This is a genomic window from Mycobacterium scrofulaceum (assembly GCF_002086735.1).
Lineage (GTDB): Bacteria > Actinomycetota > Actinomycetes > Mycobacteriales > Mycobacteriaceae > Mycobacterium > Mycobacterium scrofulaceum.
In genome coordinates, this window is sequence record NZ_MVIJ01000015.1 from 80,721 (window position 1) to 99,235 (window position 18,515).

The following is an 18,515-nucleotide window of genomic DNA, read 5'->3' on the forward strand; positions in this document are numbered from 1 at the left end:
TCATACGATTCGCGATGCCCGCCCATGCCAGTAAGGCTCGCGGATGCGTCTCTTGTACAGCTTTCCGTTCGGGTCCCGGGGCAGTTCGGGGACGAATTCGACCGTGCGCGGGCACTTGTAGCCGGCCAGGTGTGCCCGGCAGTATTCGATGAGCTCGGTCTCGAGGCCCGGTCCGGGCGTGACCCCGTCGCCCGGCTGCACGACCGCCTTGACCTCCTCGCCGAATTCGTCGTTGGGCACGCCGAAGACGGCCGCGTCGACGAGCTTGGGGTGCATGATGAGGAGGTTCTCCACTTCCTGGGGGTAGATGTTCACCCCGCCGGAAACGATCATGAACGTCGAGCGGTCGGTGAGGTAGAGGTAGCCGTCCTCGTCGACGTATCCCATGTCGCCCAGGGTGCGCCAGCCGCGGTCGTTGGACACCGACGCGGTCTTGGCCGGGTCCTTGAAGTACTCGAAGTCGGGGCCGCCCTCGAAGAACAGCTCGCCGGCCCGGCCGGCCGGAAGCTCGACGCCGTCGTCCCCCACGACGTGCACCGGTGACATGGGCCTGCCGACCGAACCGGGATGCGCGAGCCATTCCTCGGGTCCGATCGTGGTGCCCGCGAATCCCTCGGTGCCACCGTAATACTCGTGGATGATCGGGCCGAACCACTTCATCATGTCGCGCTTGACGTCGACCGGGCACGGGGCGGCCGCGTGGAGCACGCAGCGCAGGCTGGAGACGTCGTAGCGCTCCCGAATCGCCCTGGGCAGCTTGAGCATTCGCACGAACATGGTGGGCACGAACTGGGCGTGGGTCACGCGGTGGGTCTCGATCAGCCGCAGGACCGCCTCGGCGTCGAACTTGCGCATCAGGATCGCCGCCGCCCCGACGCGGTTGACCGCCATGGTGTAGTTCACCCCGGCGGCGTGGTAGAGCGGCGCGGGGGACAGGTACACGCTGTCGCGGTCCATCCCGTACTTGCGGGTCAGCGCCAGCTCCAGCACCGCCTGGGCCCAGGAGCCGTTGCCGTCGGTAGGGAGCGGCCGGCGGACGGCCTTGGGCCGTCCCGTGGTGCCCGACGAATACAGCATCTCCGACCCGTCGGACACCGGGGGCGCCGCGCCGGCGGTGGCAACTGCCCCCGCGTATCCGCGCCAGCCCGGCAGGTCGCCGCCGACGGCGAGGCGGACGTCGACGGTCGCGTTCGCCGCGCGCACGTGCGCGGCGAGGTCCGGTAGGGAATCGTCGACGAACACCGCTCGCGCATCAGAGTCGTCGATCACGTAGGCGACCTCGTCCGGGGTGAAGTGGGTGTTCACCGCGGTGTAATAGAGGCCGGAAAGCTGGCAGGCCCAGGTGATTTCGAGGAACTCCGGCCGGTTGGGCAACACCAGGGCCACACCGTCGCCGCGGCGCAGCCCGGCGTCGTGCAGCAGCGCTGCGACCCGCCGGCTGCGGGCATACAGCTGCGAGTGCGACACCGTTTCACCGCCGGCGACGATGAGGGCCGGCGCCTGTCCGGCCCTCGCGGCGTGGTCGGTGAGATTCACCGGCAGGCCCCGCGAAAACCTAAGTGGCCGCGGCGCCGTCAGTCCGGGCGGCCGCCGCGGCCTGCCGCCGGGCGTGCTCGGACGGCAACACCTTGTCCTTGAACACCGTCTGAATCAGCTGCTGCACATCTTTACTGATCGAGGCCAGCGCGACGAGGTCATTGGAGCTCTGCCAGTGCACCCGCATGCCCATCAGTTCCCAGGCTCGCTTGAGGTTGGCCTTGGTGAGCATCAGCGTCGTCAACGGCGCCTGGGCAATGTGCCGGGCGATGGCCTCGACGCGGTCGTCAAGCTGATCACGCGGGACGACCTCGTTGACCAGGCCGACCTCCAGCGCCCTCTTGGCGTCGATCACCTCGGCGGTGAACAGGTAGTACGCCGCGCGCCGCCAATTCATGAAGACCCAGGGCTCGATGGAACATTCACCCGAGGGCATGCCGAATCCCTGCAGCGGCGGGTAGGAGAAATAGGCGTCCTCGGCGGCGATGACGATGTCGGTGGTCAGGCCCATATGGGTGCCGCCGCCGACGCAGTAGCCGTGCACCTGCGCGATCGTGGGCTTGGAGAATTCCCACAGGTTCAGGGTCGGCTTGACGAACAGGTCCGACTGCGCCTTCCACGGGTGGCCGGTCACCATGGCGTTCTCCACGAACGCCGGGTAGTCGACCGCGTTGTTCCCGATGGCGTGCCCCGAGCAGAAGCCCTTGCCGTTGGCCTTGAGGACGAGCACCTTGATGTCGTAGTCGCGGTCCGCGTCGGCCAGCGCGGCGTCGACCTCTTCGGCCAGCTTCTGGTCCTGGGCGTTGGCCTTCTCCGGCCAGTTCAGCGTGACGCGGGCGATGGGCCCCTCTTTCTGGTAGATGATCCTCTCGCGAGTCTCGTTGAGATCCATCCGTACTCACCTTTCCTGGTTCACGACGTGATGACACCGATTTCGGCGCCGATGTCGTAGGTGGTGCCGACCTGGCCAGTCCACCGCACGGTGCCCGACGCCCCGGCTTCGATTTCCTGTTCCACCTTCTCGGTTGCGATCACGTAGATCGGCGTGCCCGCCTCCACGTGCTGTCCGGCATCGACGAGCAGGCCGGTCAGCTCGGCTTCGGACACCGCCACCGAGACGCGCGGGACGCGAATGATGAAGTCAGCCATGCGCCCTCGCCCCCGCCCCGGCCTTGTCGAGGGTCCGCCGTGCGGCCGCGACGATCCGCTCCGGGGATGGGTACACCTGCGCCTCGAGCGCCGCCGCGGCAGGGTTGGGGACGAATCGGGCCGCCACCCGTTCGACGGGTGCGGCCAGTTCGGCGAACAGCTCCGAGTGCAGGGTCGCGGCGATCTCGGCTCCGGGACCGGCGAATTGGACCGCGTCGTGGACCACGACGGCCCGGCGGGTGCGGCGGACCGAGTCCACGACGGTGTCGATGTCGAGTGGCACCAGGGTGCGCAGGTCGACGACCTCGGCGCTCACCCCCCGTTCGTCCAGCGTGGCGGCGGCGGCGAGGGCGTCGTGCACGCAGCGCCCGTAAGCGATCAGGCTCACGTCGCTGCCGGGCCGCTTGATGTCGGCCCGTCCCAAGGGGATCGTAAATCCTGGGTCGACGGGGACGGGGCCCTTCTTTCCTTGCAGCCGAATGGTTTCCACGAAGAGGCAGGGATCGGGGTCGAAGATCGCCGACGTCAGGAGGCCTTTGCCGTCGCGGGGTGTGGACGGCACGATCACCTTCATGCCCGGAATGTGCATGAACCACGCCTCCAGGCTCTGCGAATGCGTGGCGCCGGTGGCCAGCCCGGCGTAGACCTGGGTGCGCACGGTGATCGGCGCCGTGGTGCGTCCGGCGGTCATGAACCGCAGCTTGGCCGCGTTGTTGATCAGCTGGTCGGCGGCGATGCCGATGAAGTCCATGATCATGATCTCGGCCACCGGCAGCAGGCCGTCGATGGCGGCGCCGATGGCCGCGCCGACGATCGCGGCCTCCGAGATCGGCGTGTCCAGGACGCGTTCGTGGCCGTACTTCGTCGACAGGCCCGCGGTTGGGCCGGATGCGCCCGGATCGGCGATGTCCTCGCCCAGCAGAAACACCCGGTCGTCGGCGGCGAGCGCCTGGTCCAGCGCGAGGTTGAGCGCCTCGCGCATGGTCATCTCGGTCTCTGGCATGCTCACACCGGGAACGCGATCGGGGCCGCGTACACGTCGCGGTCCAGCTCGTCGATCGACGGGGAATCCGCGCCAAGCACGGTTTGCAGCGCCGCTTCCACCGCCGCCAGCGCCTCTTCGTCGATGCGGTCGAGTTCGTCGGCGGTACAGATGCCGGCGTCGGCGAGATGACTGCGGAACCGGGGGACCGGGTCGGCCGCCATCGCGGCGGCCAGCTGCTCCTTGGGGATGTAGGGCGCCCGGTCACCGAAATAGTGGCCGCGGAACCGAAACGTCACGCATTCGATGAACGTGGGGCCGCCGCCGGCGCGGGCGCGCCGCAGCGCGTCGTCGAGCGACGATCTGACCGCCAGCGGGTCGTTGCCGTCGACGCGCACCCCCGGCATGCCGTAGCCGGCCGCCCGGTCGGCGACGTGTTCGAGCTTCATCGTGTCGGCGGTCGGCGTCATCTCGGCGTAGAGGTTGTTCTGGCAGACGAAGACCATCGGCAGGTCCCACAGCGCGGCCATGTTCGCCGCCTCGTGGAAGGACCCGGTGTTGGTTGCGCCGTCGCCGAAGCTGACCACCGTGGCGCGGTCGGAGCCCCTGCGTTTGGCTGCCATCGCCAGGCCTACCGCCACCGGAGGGCCCGCGCCGACGATCCCCGTCGAAAGCATCACGCCCTTAACGGGATTGGCGATGTGCATGGTGCCGCCCTTGCCCCTGCCGGCGCCGACGGTGCGGCCCATCATCTCGCCGTAGATCTCCTCCAGGGGGACGCCCTTGCCGATCAGGTCGTGCAGGCCGCGATACGTGGTCACCAGCTGGTCGTCGGGCCTCAGCGCGACGCCCATCGCGGCGGCGATGGCCTCCTGGCCGCGCGAGGGCCAGTACACGCAGATGAACTCGCCGGTGCCGATGCCTTTGGACAACCGGTCGTCGGCCGCCTTCATCAGCGCCATCAGTTCGTACAGCCGGCGCTCGGCACCCGCTGCCCCGTCGCTCATCGGCGTCACCCGCCCGACCACGGCTTGACCTTGAGGAAGCCGCCACCGTCGACACGGAGCTGCTGGCCGGTGATGTAGCGCGCGGCGTCGGAGGCCAGGAACAGCACCGCCTCGCTGATGTCCTCGGGTTCGACGTAGGGGATCGGCATGGCCTGCACGAGCGGGAAAACCGGTTCGGCGTCCGCGCGGGTCGGCTCCTTGAGGTCCGGCCGGAAGGCCCGGTACATCGGCGGGCTGTGCAGCATGTCGGTGTTGACGTTGGTGGGGTGCACCGCGTTCATCCGGATGGAGAACGGGGCCAGCGCCAGGGCGAAGTCGTTGACGTAGTGCGCCGCAGCCAATTTCGCGAACGCATACCCGGCGCCGCCGGGTCCGCCATCGATGCCCGTGGTGTTCATCGACGACATGAACGCGGCGTTGGACCCGATCACGACGACCGACGCACCGGCCCGCAGGTGTTTGAGGCTGGCGTGCACCAGATTCAGCACGCCGACCAGGTCCACGTCCACGGCGTCGGCGAAGGCCTGCGGCGGCAGGCCGGCGGTCAACGGGCAGATGCCCGCGTTGGCGACGACGACGTCGAGATGACCGAATTCGGCGACGCCCTCGTCGATCGCCGCGGACAGGGCCACCCGGTCGCGGACGTCGGCGACCGCGGTGAACGCGCGCTGCCCCTCCTTTTCGACCAGCCGGGCCGTCTCGTCGAGGTCCTCCCGCCGGGCCAGGGGGTACTCGTTGGTCTCGATGTCGGCGCACAGGTCGACCGCGATGATGTCCGCGCCCTCGGCCGCCAGCATCCGCGCGTGCGAACGGCCCTGCCCGCGCGCGGCGCCACTGATGACGGCCACCTTGCCCGCTACCCTGCCCATCGCCCGTCCTTCGTCCGTGCGTCCAGATCGCGATCGACGTTGGGTCCCAACACGATCAGCGCTTCCTGGAAACCGCCCTGACCTGCAGCTGGGCCACCACTACGCCCTAGACTAGCTAGAATATCTAAAATAGCAAGGAATGGCGGATCGACCGAGAGGGAGTTGGCGATGTCTGGCGTGCAGGGGCGTGTCCTGCAGGGGGTGCGGGTGGTCGAGTTGGCGTCCTGGACCTACGTGCCGTCGGCCGGTGCGGCGTTGTCGGACTGGGGCGCCGACGTGATCAAGGTGGAGGGCGTCGCCGCCGGCGACCCCGGCCGCGCGCTGGTCGTCGGCGGGTTCACCCGGCAGGCGGCCCGCCCGGACGCCGACTTCATCCTCGAATTGGGCAACCGTGGCAAGCGCAGCATCGCCATCGACATCAAATCCGAGGCCGGGCGCGAGCTGTTCGGCCGCCTGCTGGCCAATGCCGATGTGTTCCTTACCAATTGGCTGCCGGGCGCGCTCGAGCGGGCCCGGCTGACCGTGGACGACATCCGGTCGTTCAATCCGAAGATCATCATCGCGCGGGGCACCGGGCTGGGTGTCCGGGGCCCGGATCGGGACCGTGGCGGCTTCGACGCGGCCACCTACCTTGCGCGGGGCGGCGTCGCGTACACGCTCACCCCGTTCGGTAGCGAAACCCCCGCCGTGCAGGGGCCGGGTTTCGGTGACCTGCAGGGTGGCGCGACGCTGGCCGGGGGAGTGTGCGCCGCGCTGTTTCATCGCGAACGCACCGGCGAACCGACGATCGTCGACTCCTCGCTGCTGGCGCAGGCGATGTGGGCGATAGCGCCGTCCATCTGCGCGGCCGATTTCTTCGACATCGACGGGATCCCCGGCGCACCGCCGGGATTGGCCATCAACCCGCTGGTCAACAGGTACAAGACCCGCGACGGCAGGTGGATCCAGTTGGTGTTCCTGCAGCCGGACAAGTTCTGGGCGGGGTTCTGCGAGCGCGTGGGCCTGGCCGAGCTGGCGAGCGACGAGCGATTCGTGCCGTCGACCAATTTGATCGCCAATGCCGCGGCGGCCACCGAGATCCTGGCCAACGTGTTCGCCCGCCACGACCTGGCCCACTGGCAACAAGCGCTGGAGGGAGAGCCCGGCGTGTGGGGCGCCCTGGCGACGCCGCGGGAAACCCTCGACGACCCCCAGGTCGAACCCAACGGATACGTGGTGACCAACGTCGACGACCACGGCGAAAAGTACCGGATCGTCGCGGCGCCCGTGCAGTTCGACGAGACCCCGCCGGCGCCCGCGCGTGCGCCCGAACACGGCCAGCACACCGAGGAGATCCTGCTCGAACTCGGCGTCGACTGGGACGACATCGCCCGGGCCAAGGACGCCGGGGCGATTCTGTAGGCGGCGCGGTCGGGCAGTCGACGAAAGGCGCTATCTGGGGGGACCAAAGTCACCGCCTGCCGATTACCCGGTGACCTACGCCGCCCGCCGTCGTACGTTCTGTGCAAGGAGCATCGGAATGACTGCATTCATGCGCGCCAGCGACGCGTTCACCTGGGCAATGGAAACCGACCCACGGCTGCGATCGACCGTGGTCAGCGTGATCCTGCTGGACCGGCCACCGGACTGGGACGAAGTGCGCAAGCGATTCGACCTGATCAGCCGCAAACTGCCCATGTTCCGGCAGCGGGTGGTGCCGTCACCGCCGCCGGCCCCGCCGCGATGGGAGCATTACCGGGATTTCGACCTCGGCTACCACCTGCGGCGAGCGACGATTTCCGGCCCGGGAACCCTCGACGACGTGCTCGAGATGGCGCGAGTGGCCGAGATGCAGGATTTCGATCGCGCCCGCGCGCTGTGGGAGACGACGTTCGTCGACGGCCTGGAAAACGACGGCGCGGCCGTGATCTGCAAGTTCCACCACGCGCTCACCGACGGGGTCGGCGGAATCCAGATCGCGATGCACCTGTTCGACCTCTCCGAAGATCTCTACCCCATGGAAGCCATGCCGCCCGAGCCCGAGATCGGGGGGTCGTCGCTGCTCGGGGGCTACCGCGACGCGGTGCGCTACGACACCGGCTTGCTCAACAGTGCGATTACGGGCGCCGCCACTCGGGTCCCACGTCTGATGTACGACAGCGTCCGGCGGCCGGTCGCCACCTTCAGGTCCGCGGCGACGACCGCGGCGTCGGTGTACCGAACCGTCCGGCCGATCAGCCGAACCGGGTCACCGTTGGCGACCGACCGGGGCCTGATCCGGCGTCTCGGGGTGCATCAGGTGCCGACGCGGCCGCTGCGCGAAGCGGCGCACCGGTGCGGCGGGGCGCTGAACGACGCGTTCGTCGCCGGCGTGGCCGGGGGCCTGCGCATCTACCACGAGAAGCACGGCGTCGCGGTGGGCGACCTGCACATCACGATGCCGATCAGCCTGCGCACCAAAGCCGATGGCATCGGCGGGAATCGGATCACGCTGATGCGCTTCGATGTCCCCGTCGGCGAGGCGGATCCGGCGAAGCGGATCGCGGCGATACGGCAGCGCACTGCCGCGGTACGTAGCGAAAGGTCGCTGCCCTACACGCAATTGATCGCCGGGGTGCTCAACCTGGCGCCGCGGTGGTACATCGGCTCGGTCCTGCGCCACGTGGACTTCGTGGCCAGTGACGTGCCTGGTGTCCCGGTGCCGGTGTTCCTCGGCGGGGCGGCCGTCCGCGCGCAATACGCGTTCGGTCCCACCATCGGCTCCGCCGTCAATGTCACGCTGCTCACCTACGTCGACACGTGCGGGCTCGGTATGAACATTGACACCACCGCGATACCCGACTACGACGTCTTCCGCGCCGCTATCGTCGCCGGCTTCGACGAATTGCTCTCGCTGGCAGGGTGATTCGTTGCCGGAGCAGTAGGGGTAAATTGTCCGGGCGCGGGAATCGTTGATTAGCAGCGGATTCCGAAACGGTCACAGGCGGGTATCAATCGTGGCGATGGTCTGGCACAACGACATCGATGGACAAATCATGGCACAGGGCGCCTTTGGGGTTTGCGGCCGCGACGATGCGTAGCGCAGGATCCTCGTCCGCCGTGCAGTGGCGGATTCGTGACGGCGCCGCAGGAGGTATCCGCAGCATGACGACGAACTGGGTCCCCGCCCAAACTTCGTGTGGGCCGCACTCCGGTCGCATTCTCGACACCGCGCGGGGCATTCTCATCGGCCTCCGCCGGTGTCCGTCGGAAGCCGCCCTGGACGAACTGCACAGTGCGGCGTTGCGGCACAAGGTGCCGGTGTTCGCGATGGCCTGGGCGTTGGTGCACCTGGCCGGCGACGGCGAGAAGACACCGAGCTTCACCGATGCGCAATCGGCGGCCAGGCACGAGTGGGGACCGCTGTTCTCCTCCGCCGCGGTGCCCTGCTGAGCGGGTAAGACGTTGGGGCGGCCGAGCTTCGAGGGGTAACCCGGCCGCCACCAACTTCCGGCTGCGCCCGCCGAGCGGCGCGAAGTCACTGCCGATGGCGCGCTCAGCAGCCGCCTTGCACCTCGGGTCGCCAATCACCCGCCAGGACCGCCTCCACGTCGCGCTCCAGGGCGCCGAGTTCGTTGATCTCGGCTTCGTGGAAGTTCTGCGCGGCAATGGTGCCCCGGAGGCGCGACAGCTGGTCCTCGATGGCGCACCTGTGTTCGGGATTCCTTGTCTGCCAAGCGACTTCCCGAAGCAATGTCAACAACCGGCCGAGCACGGCGGGGTCGTCGGCGCCGTATCGTCGCGGTTGGGCGACGGCCAGATTCAGCAGGTCGCCGAAGGTCGGCTGGCGGATGATGGCACGCGGCACGTCGTCGCGGCACAGAACCGTGTGGTGCAGGCGGCGACGCGCCAGGTGACACAGCAGCGTCGAGCTGTACCCGAGCGCGTGGACGGCGGTAGTGGGGTCGTTCACCCCCGGCGACAGCGCCTTGACGGCCAGGTCGGTGAGTTGCCGCAGCCCGTAGCCGACGTCTTGGACCGGCGTCCGCTCATTGCCCGTTCGCAGGGCGGCCACCGCGCACTCCGTGACCTTCCGCAGCCGGTCGTCCTCGAGGGTGTCCGATGGGTCGAGTGCCCACGCAAAAGCCACCGGGTCCCCCTCGACGAGCCAGTCGCCGGGAGCGCGGTTGACCAAGACGACCTCGTCGGCCCCCAGCGCGGCGGACAGCAGTGTTCCCTCATCGATGCTGACCAGGAACCCGCTCGAGCGCCCGGCGATCAGGGCGGCTCGCGCCGGGGGCCGGGGTATCGGCTCGCGATCCTCCTTGGATTCCAGCGCCCGGAACGTCTCGCTCCCGGCCGACAGCGCGTCGGCGCACACGGTGTGCATCATGGTCTCCACGCGGATCTCGGCAACCAGGTGCGCCAGGAAGAAGACCAACCCCACCACGCTGGACAGCGCCAGCAAGGCGGCGATGCTGACCGCAATGTGCGGCACGGCGTGGGCCGACTGGTGTGGCCCGTTCTGGATGTTCTTCAGGACGGTGAGCGCGTAGGCGAAGGTGGCCAGGAACAGTGCCATCGTGGTCTGCACGAACCGGTCGCGGGCGAAGGTGCGCAGCAGCCGCGGCGAGTACTGGCCGCTGGCCAGCTGCAGCGTGACGACCGTCAACGAGAAGGTGAGCGACGTGACGGTCATCATCGCGGTCGTGATGGTTCCCAGCAGCTCGCGCGCGTCGTCTGCGGTGCTGCCCGATAGCAAAGGCACATGGAGCCGCGCGTTGCCGATCGCCCGGTCGAGCTCCGGCACGACCAGGCCGGCTCCGATTGCGAAGACCACGCCGAGCAACGGCACCGGCCACAGCCGGGTGAGCAATGCGTCGCTGAGCTGACTGCGCCATGTGGTTGACGGCATCCGACCTCTGCTGCACCTCGTGGCACCCGGGCAAGGGAAAAGCGGCCGGCCGCCGGTTTACGGGCCCGCCTTCCGGGCCCGGCATCCAGGTATTCCCGGTTTGGCCCGACTCAACGCGTCCATACCGGCGCATCCGCGGCGGCGCGCAATGCCGCGACGATGCGGTTCTCCTTCTCGAGGAAGCGCTCCGTCGGCGCGGGCACCGAGATGGCGACCACGGTGTCGCCCGCGGCGCGCCGGGCGATCGCGGCCGCCGAGATGCCGGGCGTGTGCTCGTCGCGGTCGAAAGCGATGCCGGTGCGCCGGATCTCGTCGACCTCGGCGCGGAGCCGGTCGGCCGTCTCGCGGCCCAGCCGGGCGATCGCCGCCTCGGCGTCGCCGTTGTCGAGCGCCGCGAGGGCCGCTTTTCCGTTGGCGCTCGACTCCAGCGGGAATCGCACCCCGATGGCGGAGACGGCGCGCAGTCGATGTGACGACTCGATCTGGTCGACGAACCACATGCGCCCGCCCCGCAGGACCGAGAGGTCGACCGTCTCGCCGTCCGTCGCACGCGCCACCCGCTCGATCGTGGGCCGGAAGGTCGCCGAGACGCGCGCCGCGTCGGAATTGCCGAAGCCCAGCAGGCGATCGCCGAGGGAAAACCGGCCCTGCGAATCGACGCTGGCCAGCCCGACCTCGACGAGGCCCACCAGCAGGCGGCGGGCCGTCGACTTGGCCAGTCCGAGGCGCTCACCGAGGTCGACCAGGCGCAACCGCCCGGGCTCGGCCGCGATCTCGTCGAGCGCGGCGGCGGCGCGACGTAACACCTGGATGCCCTCATCGCGACCAGTTGGAAAATTTTCCCCCGGAGACGGCATTCATCCACTATAGTGTTCCGCATCCCGGATCTCAAAGATCCGAATTGCGAACCAAGGGAGACCCCAGATGGGCGGGTTACCGGCCGGACGGCACCATTTCCGAGGCGATGACGGATACGAGGCGGCCCGCCGCGGCACCGTGTGGCACCAACGGGTGCCGGAACGCTACCCCGAAGTGATCGTGCAGGCCGCCGACGCCGAGGACGTCGTCGCCGGCATCCACTACGCCCGCGCACAGGGGCTCAAGGTCAGCGTCGTCTCGGGCGGACACAGCTTCGCCGCCAGCCATCTGCGCGACGGTTCCGTGCTGCTGGATGTCAGCCGCCTCGATGACGTCAGCATCGATGCGGAGAAGGGCCTCGCCCGAGTGGGTCCGGGCAAGGGTGGCAGCCTGCTGATGGCCGATCTCGAGGCGCAAGGCCTGTTCTTCCCCGGCGGCCACTGCAAGGGCGTCTGCCTCGGCGGTTACCTGCTGCAGGGCGGGTACGGCTGGAACAGCCGCATCTACGGCCCGGCGTGCGAGAGCGTCGTCGGCCTGGACGTCGTCACCGCCGAGGGCGAGCAGATCCACTGCGACGCCAGCAACAACGCCGATCTGTACTGGGCCGCCCGCGGCGCCGGACCCGGGTTCTTCGGAGTGGTCACGTCGTTCTACCTGAAGCTGTATCCGCGGCCCGCCGTGTGTGGCACCAGCGTGTATGTCTACCCGTTCGAACTCGCCGAGGAGGTCTTCACGTGGGCCCGCGCCGTCGGCGCCGAGGTGGACCCGCGGGTCGAGCTGCAGGCCGTGGCCTCCCGCGGCGAACCGAACATGGGCATCGACGTCCCGTGCATCTCGTTCGCGTCGCCCGCGTTCGCCGACTCCGAGGAGGAGGCCGAAAAGGCGCTCGCCCTCTTCGGCACCTGCCCGGTCGCCGACCGGGCGCTCGTCAAAATCCCCTACATGCCAACCGATTTGGCGACCTGGTATGACGTCGCGATGAGTCACTACCTGGCCGACCACTACTACGCCGTCGACAACATGTGGACATCGGCCCCGGCCGAAGACCTGCTGCCGGGTATCCGGACGATCCTGGACACGCTGCCCCCGCACCCGGCGCACTTCCTCTGGCTGAACTGGGGACCGGTCCCGCCCCGCCAGGACATGGCCTACAGCATCGAGGGCGACATCTACCTCGCCCTCTACGGCTCGTGGAAGGACCCGGCCGACGAGACGAAGTACGCCGACTGGGCGCGGTCCAACATGGCCGCGATGTCCGAATTCGCGATCGGCATCCAGCTCGCCGACGAGAACCTCGGCCAACGTCCGGCCCGGTTCGCCAGCGACGCCGCGATGGCCAAGCTCGACCGCGTGCGCGCCGAGTACGACCCCGACGGCTTGTTCAACAGCTGGATGGGGCGACTCTGATGGGCGGCGACCTCTATCTGGGCTACCGCGACGACGACGCGCAGACCCCGTTCGGCAAGTTCTTCACGCCCGAGATGGCGCCGTTGCCACGCCATGTCGTCGCGGCCCTGGAACACGGGCCGCAGGGCGCCATGGCGCTGCCGGCTTTCGACGACGGCGCGCGCGTCGCCGAGGACGGCTACCAGCAGACCGAGAATGGCTACGGCGTCCTCGACGACGGCGGCTATCAGGTGTCGGTTCGCACCGACATGCCCGGCGTCACCCCCGCGATGTGGTCGTGGTGGTTCGGCTGGCACGGGTGCGACACCCGCCGGTACAAGCTGTGGCATCCGCGGGCCCATCTGTGCGCCGCCTGGAAGGACGGCTCGGATGCTGAGGATGCGGGGCGCCGGGGCGCGCGGCGTTACGTCGGCCGCTGGTCGCTGATCAGCGAGTACATCGGTTCGGCGATGCTCAATGGTGCCATCCAATTCGTCGACCCGGCGACGATGGGCTGCCCGCCCGACAGCGACCGCGCGGTGGCGATCTGTGCCCGGCTGGGCTCGAGCGAGGCTCCGGTGGACGTCGGATGGTTCATCCACCACGTCCGGTCGACACCGGGCGGGGCCGAGATGCGGTCACGGTTCTGGATGGGTGGGCGGCACATCGCCGTGCGCAACGTGCCCGGCGTCGCCTCGCGGGCCGTGCGTCCGGTCGCCGCGCGGATGCTCGGCAACGCCGAGACCAACGCCCGCAACCTGATGGTGCATTGCGCCCAGGAGATGAATCACCTGGCCGGCTTCCTGCCGGAGCTCTATGCGGCCTTCGGCGACGAATAATCGCTCGCGCGAGATTCAGGTGGTCAGGCGGGCGGGAGCTGAGGCGGGCCCCCGGGTGAATCCAGCTCGGCCGGTCGCTCGCGCCGGGGCAATTTCGGATCGTCGCGCCCGGAGCCGGCCAGCGAGGGGCCGCGGTGTTCTCGCCCGCCCACCTGCCGGCGGCTTGCCGCCGCACGGCCGACGCGCGACGATCTGACGAATTCCGCTTCGGGGGAAGGGGATTCATCGTCCGACGCCGCTGGCGCGGGGCGCTCACCGCCGGAGCTCTCGGCGTCGAACGTCACCTTGTGGGTGCGCCGCAGCGAGAACGTGATCTCCTCGACCTCTTCGAAGACGTGACGCGCGGTGCGCAGCGGTGCGGTCGTGGTGCCGATCACCCGGCCCACGAACGGCGGCACCAGCGGGCGGATCCACCGCGCCGCGGCCTTGGTGGCGTCCGGGATCGACGGGATCAGCGAAGCGCCACCCTCCCCGCGCGGCTCGACCCCGCGCGCGACGGGCGCCGGCAGGTTCTCCACCTCGTCGGCCGGCGCCGGGGCGGGCAGCCCGACGGCCGCGCGACTCGCGGCCTCGGCCTCCGCGGCGATCGGCAGGTAGATGTCCTCCTCGACCTGCTCGAAGGCGCGCTGCGACGGCGCCTGGACGGGGAGATCGAAAGCCTCCACGATTCGCCGGCGTTGTTGCTCGCGGTCGATCTCCGTCTGGGCCTCGATGGCAAGGCGGGCCTGGGTGAGTTGGTGCTCGGCCCACATGATCTCGGCCTCGCGGCGGACCTCGGCCCGCTTGATCGCGATCGCGGTGTCGGCCTCGAGTTCCGCGCGTTCGCGCTCGGCGCGGGCCGCCGCGCGGCGATCGTGGGTGGTCTCACCGCGCCACCGCCCCAGGATCAGGGGCAGCAGGTAGAGCAGCACGCAGAACGCGATCGTCAGCAGCCGCAGCGTCAGGGCGCCGGCGTCAGCGGAGGTCAGGTCGTTCATCGCGACCCAGCGCGCGCCGAGGCCGTGATCGGCGTCCGCGACCACCCGGTGGCGTGCCATGGCGAGTTCCTGGTCCTGGCGGGAGATCGTGGCGTCCAGCGCGGGGGCCTGGCGGTCGCGGGCGGCCAGCGCATCGTCCAGTTCGCGCTGGGCGTCCGCGAGAAGCTCGTTGGCCGTGCGTGATTCGGGCCCCGCCCCGGGCACTCCGGTGATGCGGGTCTGCGGGCAGGCCGGGCTCGGGTGGTATTCGCAGCGCGCGACGACCAGGGCCTGGTCCTGCTGCTGGTGGGCCCGGTCGACGGCGCGGTCGAGCGCCGCGCGCGCGTCCCGGGTCTGTTGCAGGGACGCCGACGCCTGCGCGACCGCCGGGGCCGAGGCGGCGTTGCGCAGGGCGCGTTCGTCCAGACGGTGGTCGATCGAGCCCGCGAGCAGGACGGTGGCGGCCAGCTCGCCGACGACGACGCCGAGGGCGGTCGCGACCAGGGTGCGCGCTCCGACGCCGGCCCGCCCGCGCGGGGACCCGGAAGCCGTCGCGCGGGTGACCGCGCCGACCAGCACGCCGAACACCAGCGTCAGCGGGATGACGGAAGCGAGCGGCCAGCGAGCGGACTCGCTCACCGCCAGGATCGCGACGAGCCAGGCGAGCACCGCCCCTGCCAGCACCACGGCGCCGGTGAGGGCATGGGTGGACCGCTCGTGGCGCTCACCCAGCTCGCGCCATTGCCCGCCGCCGAGCCAGGTGAGCAGGGCCGCGGGCCATAGGGCCGAGCGCTGCTCGGTAGCTTCCCGGGCGCACATCAAAAACACCTCCCAATCCACCAAGCGTCCCAGGCCACCGCCCGCCGCATCGAATCGAAGGCCCCCGCGTGTGGCGTGCCTCACACGGCGACCGGGTCTTGGCGAGGCCGGCGGGGAATCGTGGCGGACGCGGATTTCCAGCGACGCGGTCGGATCAGCGACGGTTCCGGCGGCCGGCGTGAGACGGTATAAGCCTATGGAGATTCACGATTATGTCACCTACGAAGAGTTCGGTCGCAGGTTCTTCGAGGTCGCGGTCACGCCCGAGCGGGTCGCCGCCGCGTTCGCCGACATCGCCGGCAACGAGTTCGCCATGGAGCCCATCGCGCAGGGACCCGGCGGGATCGCCAAGGTCAGCGCCAACGTGAAGATCCACGAGCCCAAAGTCACCCGCCGCCTAGGCGACAGCATCACGTTCGTCATACACATCCCGCTGTCGATCGATTTGCTGCTGGACCTTCGGCTCGACAAGCAGCGGTTCGTCGTATCCGGGGATATCGCGCTGCGGGCCACGGCGCGAGCCGCCGAGCCGCTGCTGCTGATCGTCGACGTCTCCAAGCCGCGCCCCTCCGACATCACCGTCAACGTGTCGTCGAAGTCCTTCCGCGGCGAGGTGTTGCGCATCCTCGCGGGTGTCGACGGCGAGATCCGCCGGTTCGTCGCCCAGTACGTCGCCGAGGAGATCGACGCGCCCCAGTCGCAAGCCGCGCAGATCATCGACGTGGCGCAGCAATTGCAGGAGGCCTGGCCCTAGGGCCAGGCTTGACGCATAGCCCCGCCCGTCCGCGGGTACTCAGTGCGCGTTGCGCGCCGGTCGCCCGTGCTGCCGTGCCGGCGCCCGCGGCAATCATCGTCTGGGGAGGAGCGGGGAGACTTGGCACGTGTGGATGTCTCGGTGTCGTCGAAGGTAGATCCGGAGGCCGCCTGGAAGCTGGCGTCGGACCTGGGCCGATTCGACGAGTGGATGACGATTTTCGCCGGGTGGCGCGGCCCCGTCCCCGACAAGATCGAGGAGGGGACGTGCGTTTCCTCGTGCGTGAAGGTCAAGGGTTTCCGCAACGTCATCCACTGGACGGTCACCCGCTACGACGAACCGAAAGCGATTGAGCTGCAAGGCCGCGGCCGCGGTGGGATTCGCCTCGGGGTGGCGATGACGGTCACGGGCGAGGATCCCGGAACCGATTTTCATCTCACCGCGGACCTGCGGGGCGGGCTGCTCAGCGGGCCGATCGGGGGACTGGTGGCCCGGGTGCTGCGCTCCGACGTGGAGAAGTCGGTGAAGAACCTGGCCGCCCTGCAATAGCGACTGCGGGACGCGAGAGCGCTACCGCGCCGCGTGACCGAGCGGCCAGTCCCGTTACGCATCGCGAATCCGCCTGCGGTCCATGGCAAGCCAGGCCAGGCCGGGCCCGGACGCGGGGGTCTCCTTACAGGGTCTGGTGTCGCCCGAAGTACTTGTGGTCCTCGCTGTAACCGCCGTAACCGCTACCGATGTCGCGGTAGTCGGCGACGAACTCGATGCCCTTGATCCACTTGACGAGCTTGAACCCGTGCTGCAGTTCGTTGCGCAGGCGCAGCGGTCTGCCGTGCATGTAGGGGAGGGGCTGATCGTTCATCTTGTAGGCGAGCATCGTCATGTGGTGGTCCATCTGCCCGATGTGGTGGGCGTTGTAATAGATGCCCCCCGTCGCGCCCAGGCCCATCGAGTAGAACACCGCCCATTTGGCTTCCGGCAGCGGCTTGACGATGTCCATGATCGTCTTCATCTGCACGCCACCCCATTTGGCGACGCCCGACCAGGCCTGGATGCAGAAGTGCTGGCTGATCTGCTCGTGGTAGGGCAGCGCCATCAAGTCCTCGAGCGAGAACTCCATCGGGTGCTCGACGAGGCCGTAAACCTTCAGCCGCCAGTCCTTGAAGTCGTTGGCTTCCAGCTCTTTGTACTCGACGGTCTCCGGCAGTCGGCCGTTGCGCCAGTGGTGCGGCGAGATGTCTTTTTCCGTGAAGGCGCCGGGCTTGGGGTCGAGCTGTTCGAGCATGCGCTGGAACGGGCCGACGAGCGCGTACCCCACCCGCTGAATGACGCGCGGGTGACGAATCGTGAAGGGAGTGGCCCAAACCCATGCGATCGTCGTCAGCACCATGGCCGCCGCGAAGATTCCGAAGCCCACCCAGCTGTTGTCGTCGCGGGAGGCGAACATGTGGTTGAGGTTTCGCAGCGCGTTGGTCGTCAGCACCATCGTGACGTGGACCAGGATGAAGAACAGGAAGTAGACCAGCACGACGAAATGCAGCGACCGCGCGTGCTGGATGCTCAACCGCTTGCTGAGCCAGTGCACGCGCTGCGAGAGCGCGGGCGACATTCCCAACCCGGTGATCAACGCCGCGGGCGCGGCGATGAACACCGTGGTGAAGTAGGCCAGCAACTGCAGGCCGTTGTAGGCGACCCACCCGTTGTCGGTCGGCCAGTCCAGCGACAGGTACTGGATGGCCACCGATGCCGCGTTTCCGAAGACGTCCCAGCTCGTCGGCACGATGTGCCGCCACTGGCCGGTGGCGAACAGCAGCACGTAGAAGACCGCCCCGTTGACGAGCCACAGCACGTCCACGCCGAGGTGCCACCAGCGGGCCAGCCCGATCGAGTGCCGGAACCCGGGCAGCCCCAACTGCGGTGGCAGGGCGACGGTGTCGGCGTTGGCGGTCCACAGCTCGTCGTCGGGTACCGGCGGGCCCACCCGCAGCCACTCGTCCTTACCGGGGGTGGCGTTGCGGCTGAAGTAGAGCCGGGGGTGGTCGCAGAGGATCTGGATCCCCGTCCTGATGATGAACATCATCATGAAGAGGTTGAAGAAGTGCGTCCATCCGATCCACGCCGGCAGGCCGGGGGTGACGCCGGCGCTGTCCGTCCCGGGATAGCGCTGAATGAACGACTGGACGGCCGGCATGTTGTGCAGACCTTTGCCGACGGCCACCCCGGCGATCAGCATGGCAAAGCCGATGGGGATCAGCCAGAGCAGGTTGAACCACCGGTCGCGGCCGATGCGCAGCTTCGGCGCGGTCGCCCGTCGGGTGAGATCGAAGCCGCCGCCATAGGTTTCGACGTCGATGACGTCTTCGGCGGTGTGAATCTCGCTGCGGTAATCCGGTGGGGACTCCAGCGGAGTGCCCACTGCCAGTGTCGATGCGTTCCCGTTCGGTGCCGCGCGTCGTTCGGTGGTCGCGGCGGGATCGACGTTCACGC

General features: G+C 69.0%; 17 protein-coding genes. 7 read left to right on the forward strand and 10 right to left on the reverse strand.

From position 1 onward, the window contains the following. From BST44_RS12325 to BST44_RS12350, 6 genes are read right to left on the reverse strand one after another with little or no spacing between them, the layout of a single operon-like run. Complete coding sequence (locus BST44_RS12325) at positions 1 to 1,536, reverse strand: acyl-CoA synthetase (protein ID WP_083177393.1); 1,536 nt, start codon at positions 1,534 to 1,536, stop codon at positions 1 to 3. Positions 1,537 to 1,555: 19 nt separating this feature from the next. Then, positions 1,556 to 2,428 (reverse strand): enoyl-CoA hydratase-related protein, encoded by an 873-nt coding sequence (locus BST44_RS12330; RefSeq protein ID WP_083177394.1) that lies wholly within the window; start codon positions 2,426 to 2,428, stop codon positions 1,556 to 1,558. Between the two features lie 20 nt (positions 2,429 to 2,448). Next, on the reverse strand, positions 2,449 to 2,685 hold the full coding sequence (locus BST44_RS12335) for a lipoyl domain-containing protein (RefSeq protein ID WP_083177395.1): 237 nt from the start codon (positions 2,683 to 2,685) through the stop codon (positions 2,449 to 2,451). Further along, on the reverse strand, positions 2,678 to 3,688 hold the full coding sequence (locus BST44_RS12340) for an alpha-ketoacid dehydrogenase subunit beta (protein WP_083177396.1): 1,011 nt from the start codon (positions 3,686 to 3,688) through the stop codon (positions 2,678 to 2,680). The genes BST44_RS12335 and BST44_RS12340 overlap by 8 nt, the downstream gene beginning before the upstream one ends. Positions 3,689 to 3,690: 2 nt before the next feature. Next, positions 3,691 to 4,674 (reverse strand): thiamine pyrophosphate-dependent dehydrogenase E1 component subunit alpha, encoded by a 984-nt coding sequence (locus BST44_RS12345; protein WP_083177438.1) that lies wholly within the window; start codon positions 4,672 to 4,674, stop codon positions 3,691 to 3,693. Between the two features lie 5 nt (positions 4,675 to 4,679). Then, entirely contained in the window at positions 4,680 to 5,543 is an 864-nt protein-coding gene (locus tag BST44_RS12350) for a mycofactocin-coupled SDR family oxidoreductase (RefSeq protein ID WP_083177397.1), read from the reverse strand. A gap of 168 nt (positions 5,544 to 5,711) precedes the next feature. Between BST44_RS12350 and BST44_RS12355 the strand changes: the two genes are divergently transcribed. The 3 genes from BST44_RS12355 to BST44_RS12365 all read left to right on the forward strand — a co-directional run bounded on the left by BST44_RS12355 (position 5,712) and on the right by BST44_RS12365 (position 8,954). After that, positions 5,712 to 6,944, forward strand: a complete 1,233-nt coding sequence (locus tag BST44_RS12355; RefSeq protein ID WP_083177398.1) for a CaiB/BaiF CoA transferase family protein — start codon at positions 5,712 to 5,714, stop codon at positions 6,942 to 6,944. A 118-nt stretch (positions 6,945 to 7,062) separates the two neighbouring features. Next, complete coding sequence (locus tag BST44_RS12360) at positions 7,063 to 8,427, forward strand: wax ester/triacylglycerol synthase domain-containing protein (RefSeq protein ID WP_083177399.1); 1,365 nt, start codon at positions 7,063 to 7,065, stop codon at positions 8,425 to 8,427. Between the two features lie 239 nt (positions 8,428 to 8,666). Beyond that, complete coding sequence (locus BST44_RS12365) at positions 8,667 to 8,954, forward strand: ANTAR domain-containing protein (RefSeq protein WP_007169962.1); 288 nt, start codon at positions 8,667 to 8,669, stop codon at positions 8,952 to 8,954. A 103-nt stretch (positions 8,955 to 9,057) separates the two neighbouring features. Here the strand turns inward: BST44_RS12365 and BST44_RS12370 are convergent, their stop codons facing one another. Together BST44_RS12370 and BST44_RS12375 are read right to left on the reverse strand one after the other, a co-directional pair. Further along, entirely contained in the window at positions 9,058 to 10,416 is a 1,359-nt protein-coding gene (locus tag BST44_RS12370) for a DUF2254 domain-containing protein (protein ID WP_083177400.1), read from the reverse strand. Positions 10,417 to 10,526: 110 nt separating this feature from the next. Next, on the reverse strand, positions 10,527 to 11,273 hold the full coding sequence (locus BST44_RS12375; RefSeq protein ID WP_083177401.1) for an IclR family transcriptional regulator: 747 nt from the start codon (positions 11,271 to 11,273) through the stop codon (positions 10,527 to 10,529). Positions 11,274 to 11,340: 67 nt separating this feature from the next. On the opposite strand from BST44_RS12375, the gene BST44_RS12380 reads away from it, so the two are divergent. Both BST44_RS12380 and BST44_RS12385 read left to right on the forward strand, forming a co-directional pair. Continuing rightward, positions 11,341 to 12,681: an FAD-binding oxidoreductase gene (locus BST44_RS12380; protein WP_083177402.1), complete on the forward strand. Its 1,341-nt coding sequence runs from the start codon at positions 11,341 to 11,343 to the stop codon at positions 12,679 to 12,681. Continuing rightward, complete coding sequence (locus BST44_RS12385) at positions 12,681 to 13,499, forward strand: DAPG hydrolase family protein (RefSeq protein ID WP_083177403.1); 819 nt, start codon at positions 12,681 to 12,683, stop codon at positions 13,497 to 13,499. The genes BST44_RS12380 and BST44_RS12385 overlap by 1 nt, the downstream gene beginning before the upstream one ends. A gap of 23 nt (positions 13,500 to 13,522) precedes the next feature. Here BST44_RS12385 and BST44_RS12390 read toward each other — a convergent pair whose 3' ends face one another. Further along, the gene (locus BST44_RS12390) at positions 13,523 to 15,274 is read right to left on the reverse strand and encodes a DUF4407 domain-containing protein (protein ID WP_083177439.1); all 1,752 of its coding nucleotides are present in this window, start codon (positions 15,272 to 15,274) and stop codon (positions 13,523 to 13,525) included. A 196-nt stretch (positions 15,275 to 15,470) separates the two neighbouring features. On the opposite strand from BST44_RS12390, the gene BST44_RS12395 reads away from it, so the two are divergent. Continuing rightward, a complete protein-coding gene (locus tag BST44_RS12395) occupies positions 15,471 to 16,028 on the forward strand; it encodes a hypothetical protein (RefSeq protein WP_083177404.1) in 558 nt (185 codons plus the stop codon). 120 nt (positions 16,029 to 16,148) lie between these two features. After that, the gene (locus BST44_RS12400) at positions 16,149 to 16,577 is read left to right on the forward strand and encodes a type II toxin-antitoxin system Rv0910 family toxin (RefSeq protein ID WP_083177405.1); all 429 of its coding nucleotides are present in this window, start codon (positions 16,149 to 16,151) and stop codon (positions 16,575 to 16,577) included. Between the two features lie 124 nt (positions 16,578 to 16,701). Here BST44_RS12400 and BST44_RS12405 read toward each other — a convergent pair whose 3' ends face one another. Further along, entirely contained in the window at positions 16,702 to 18,444 is a 1,743-nt protein-coding gene (locus BST44_RS12405; RefSeq protein ID WP_083177440.1) for a molybdopterin-dependent oxidoreductase, read from the reverse strand. Positions 18,445 to 18,515 lie beyond the last annotated feature (71 nt).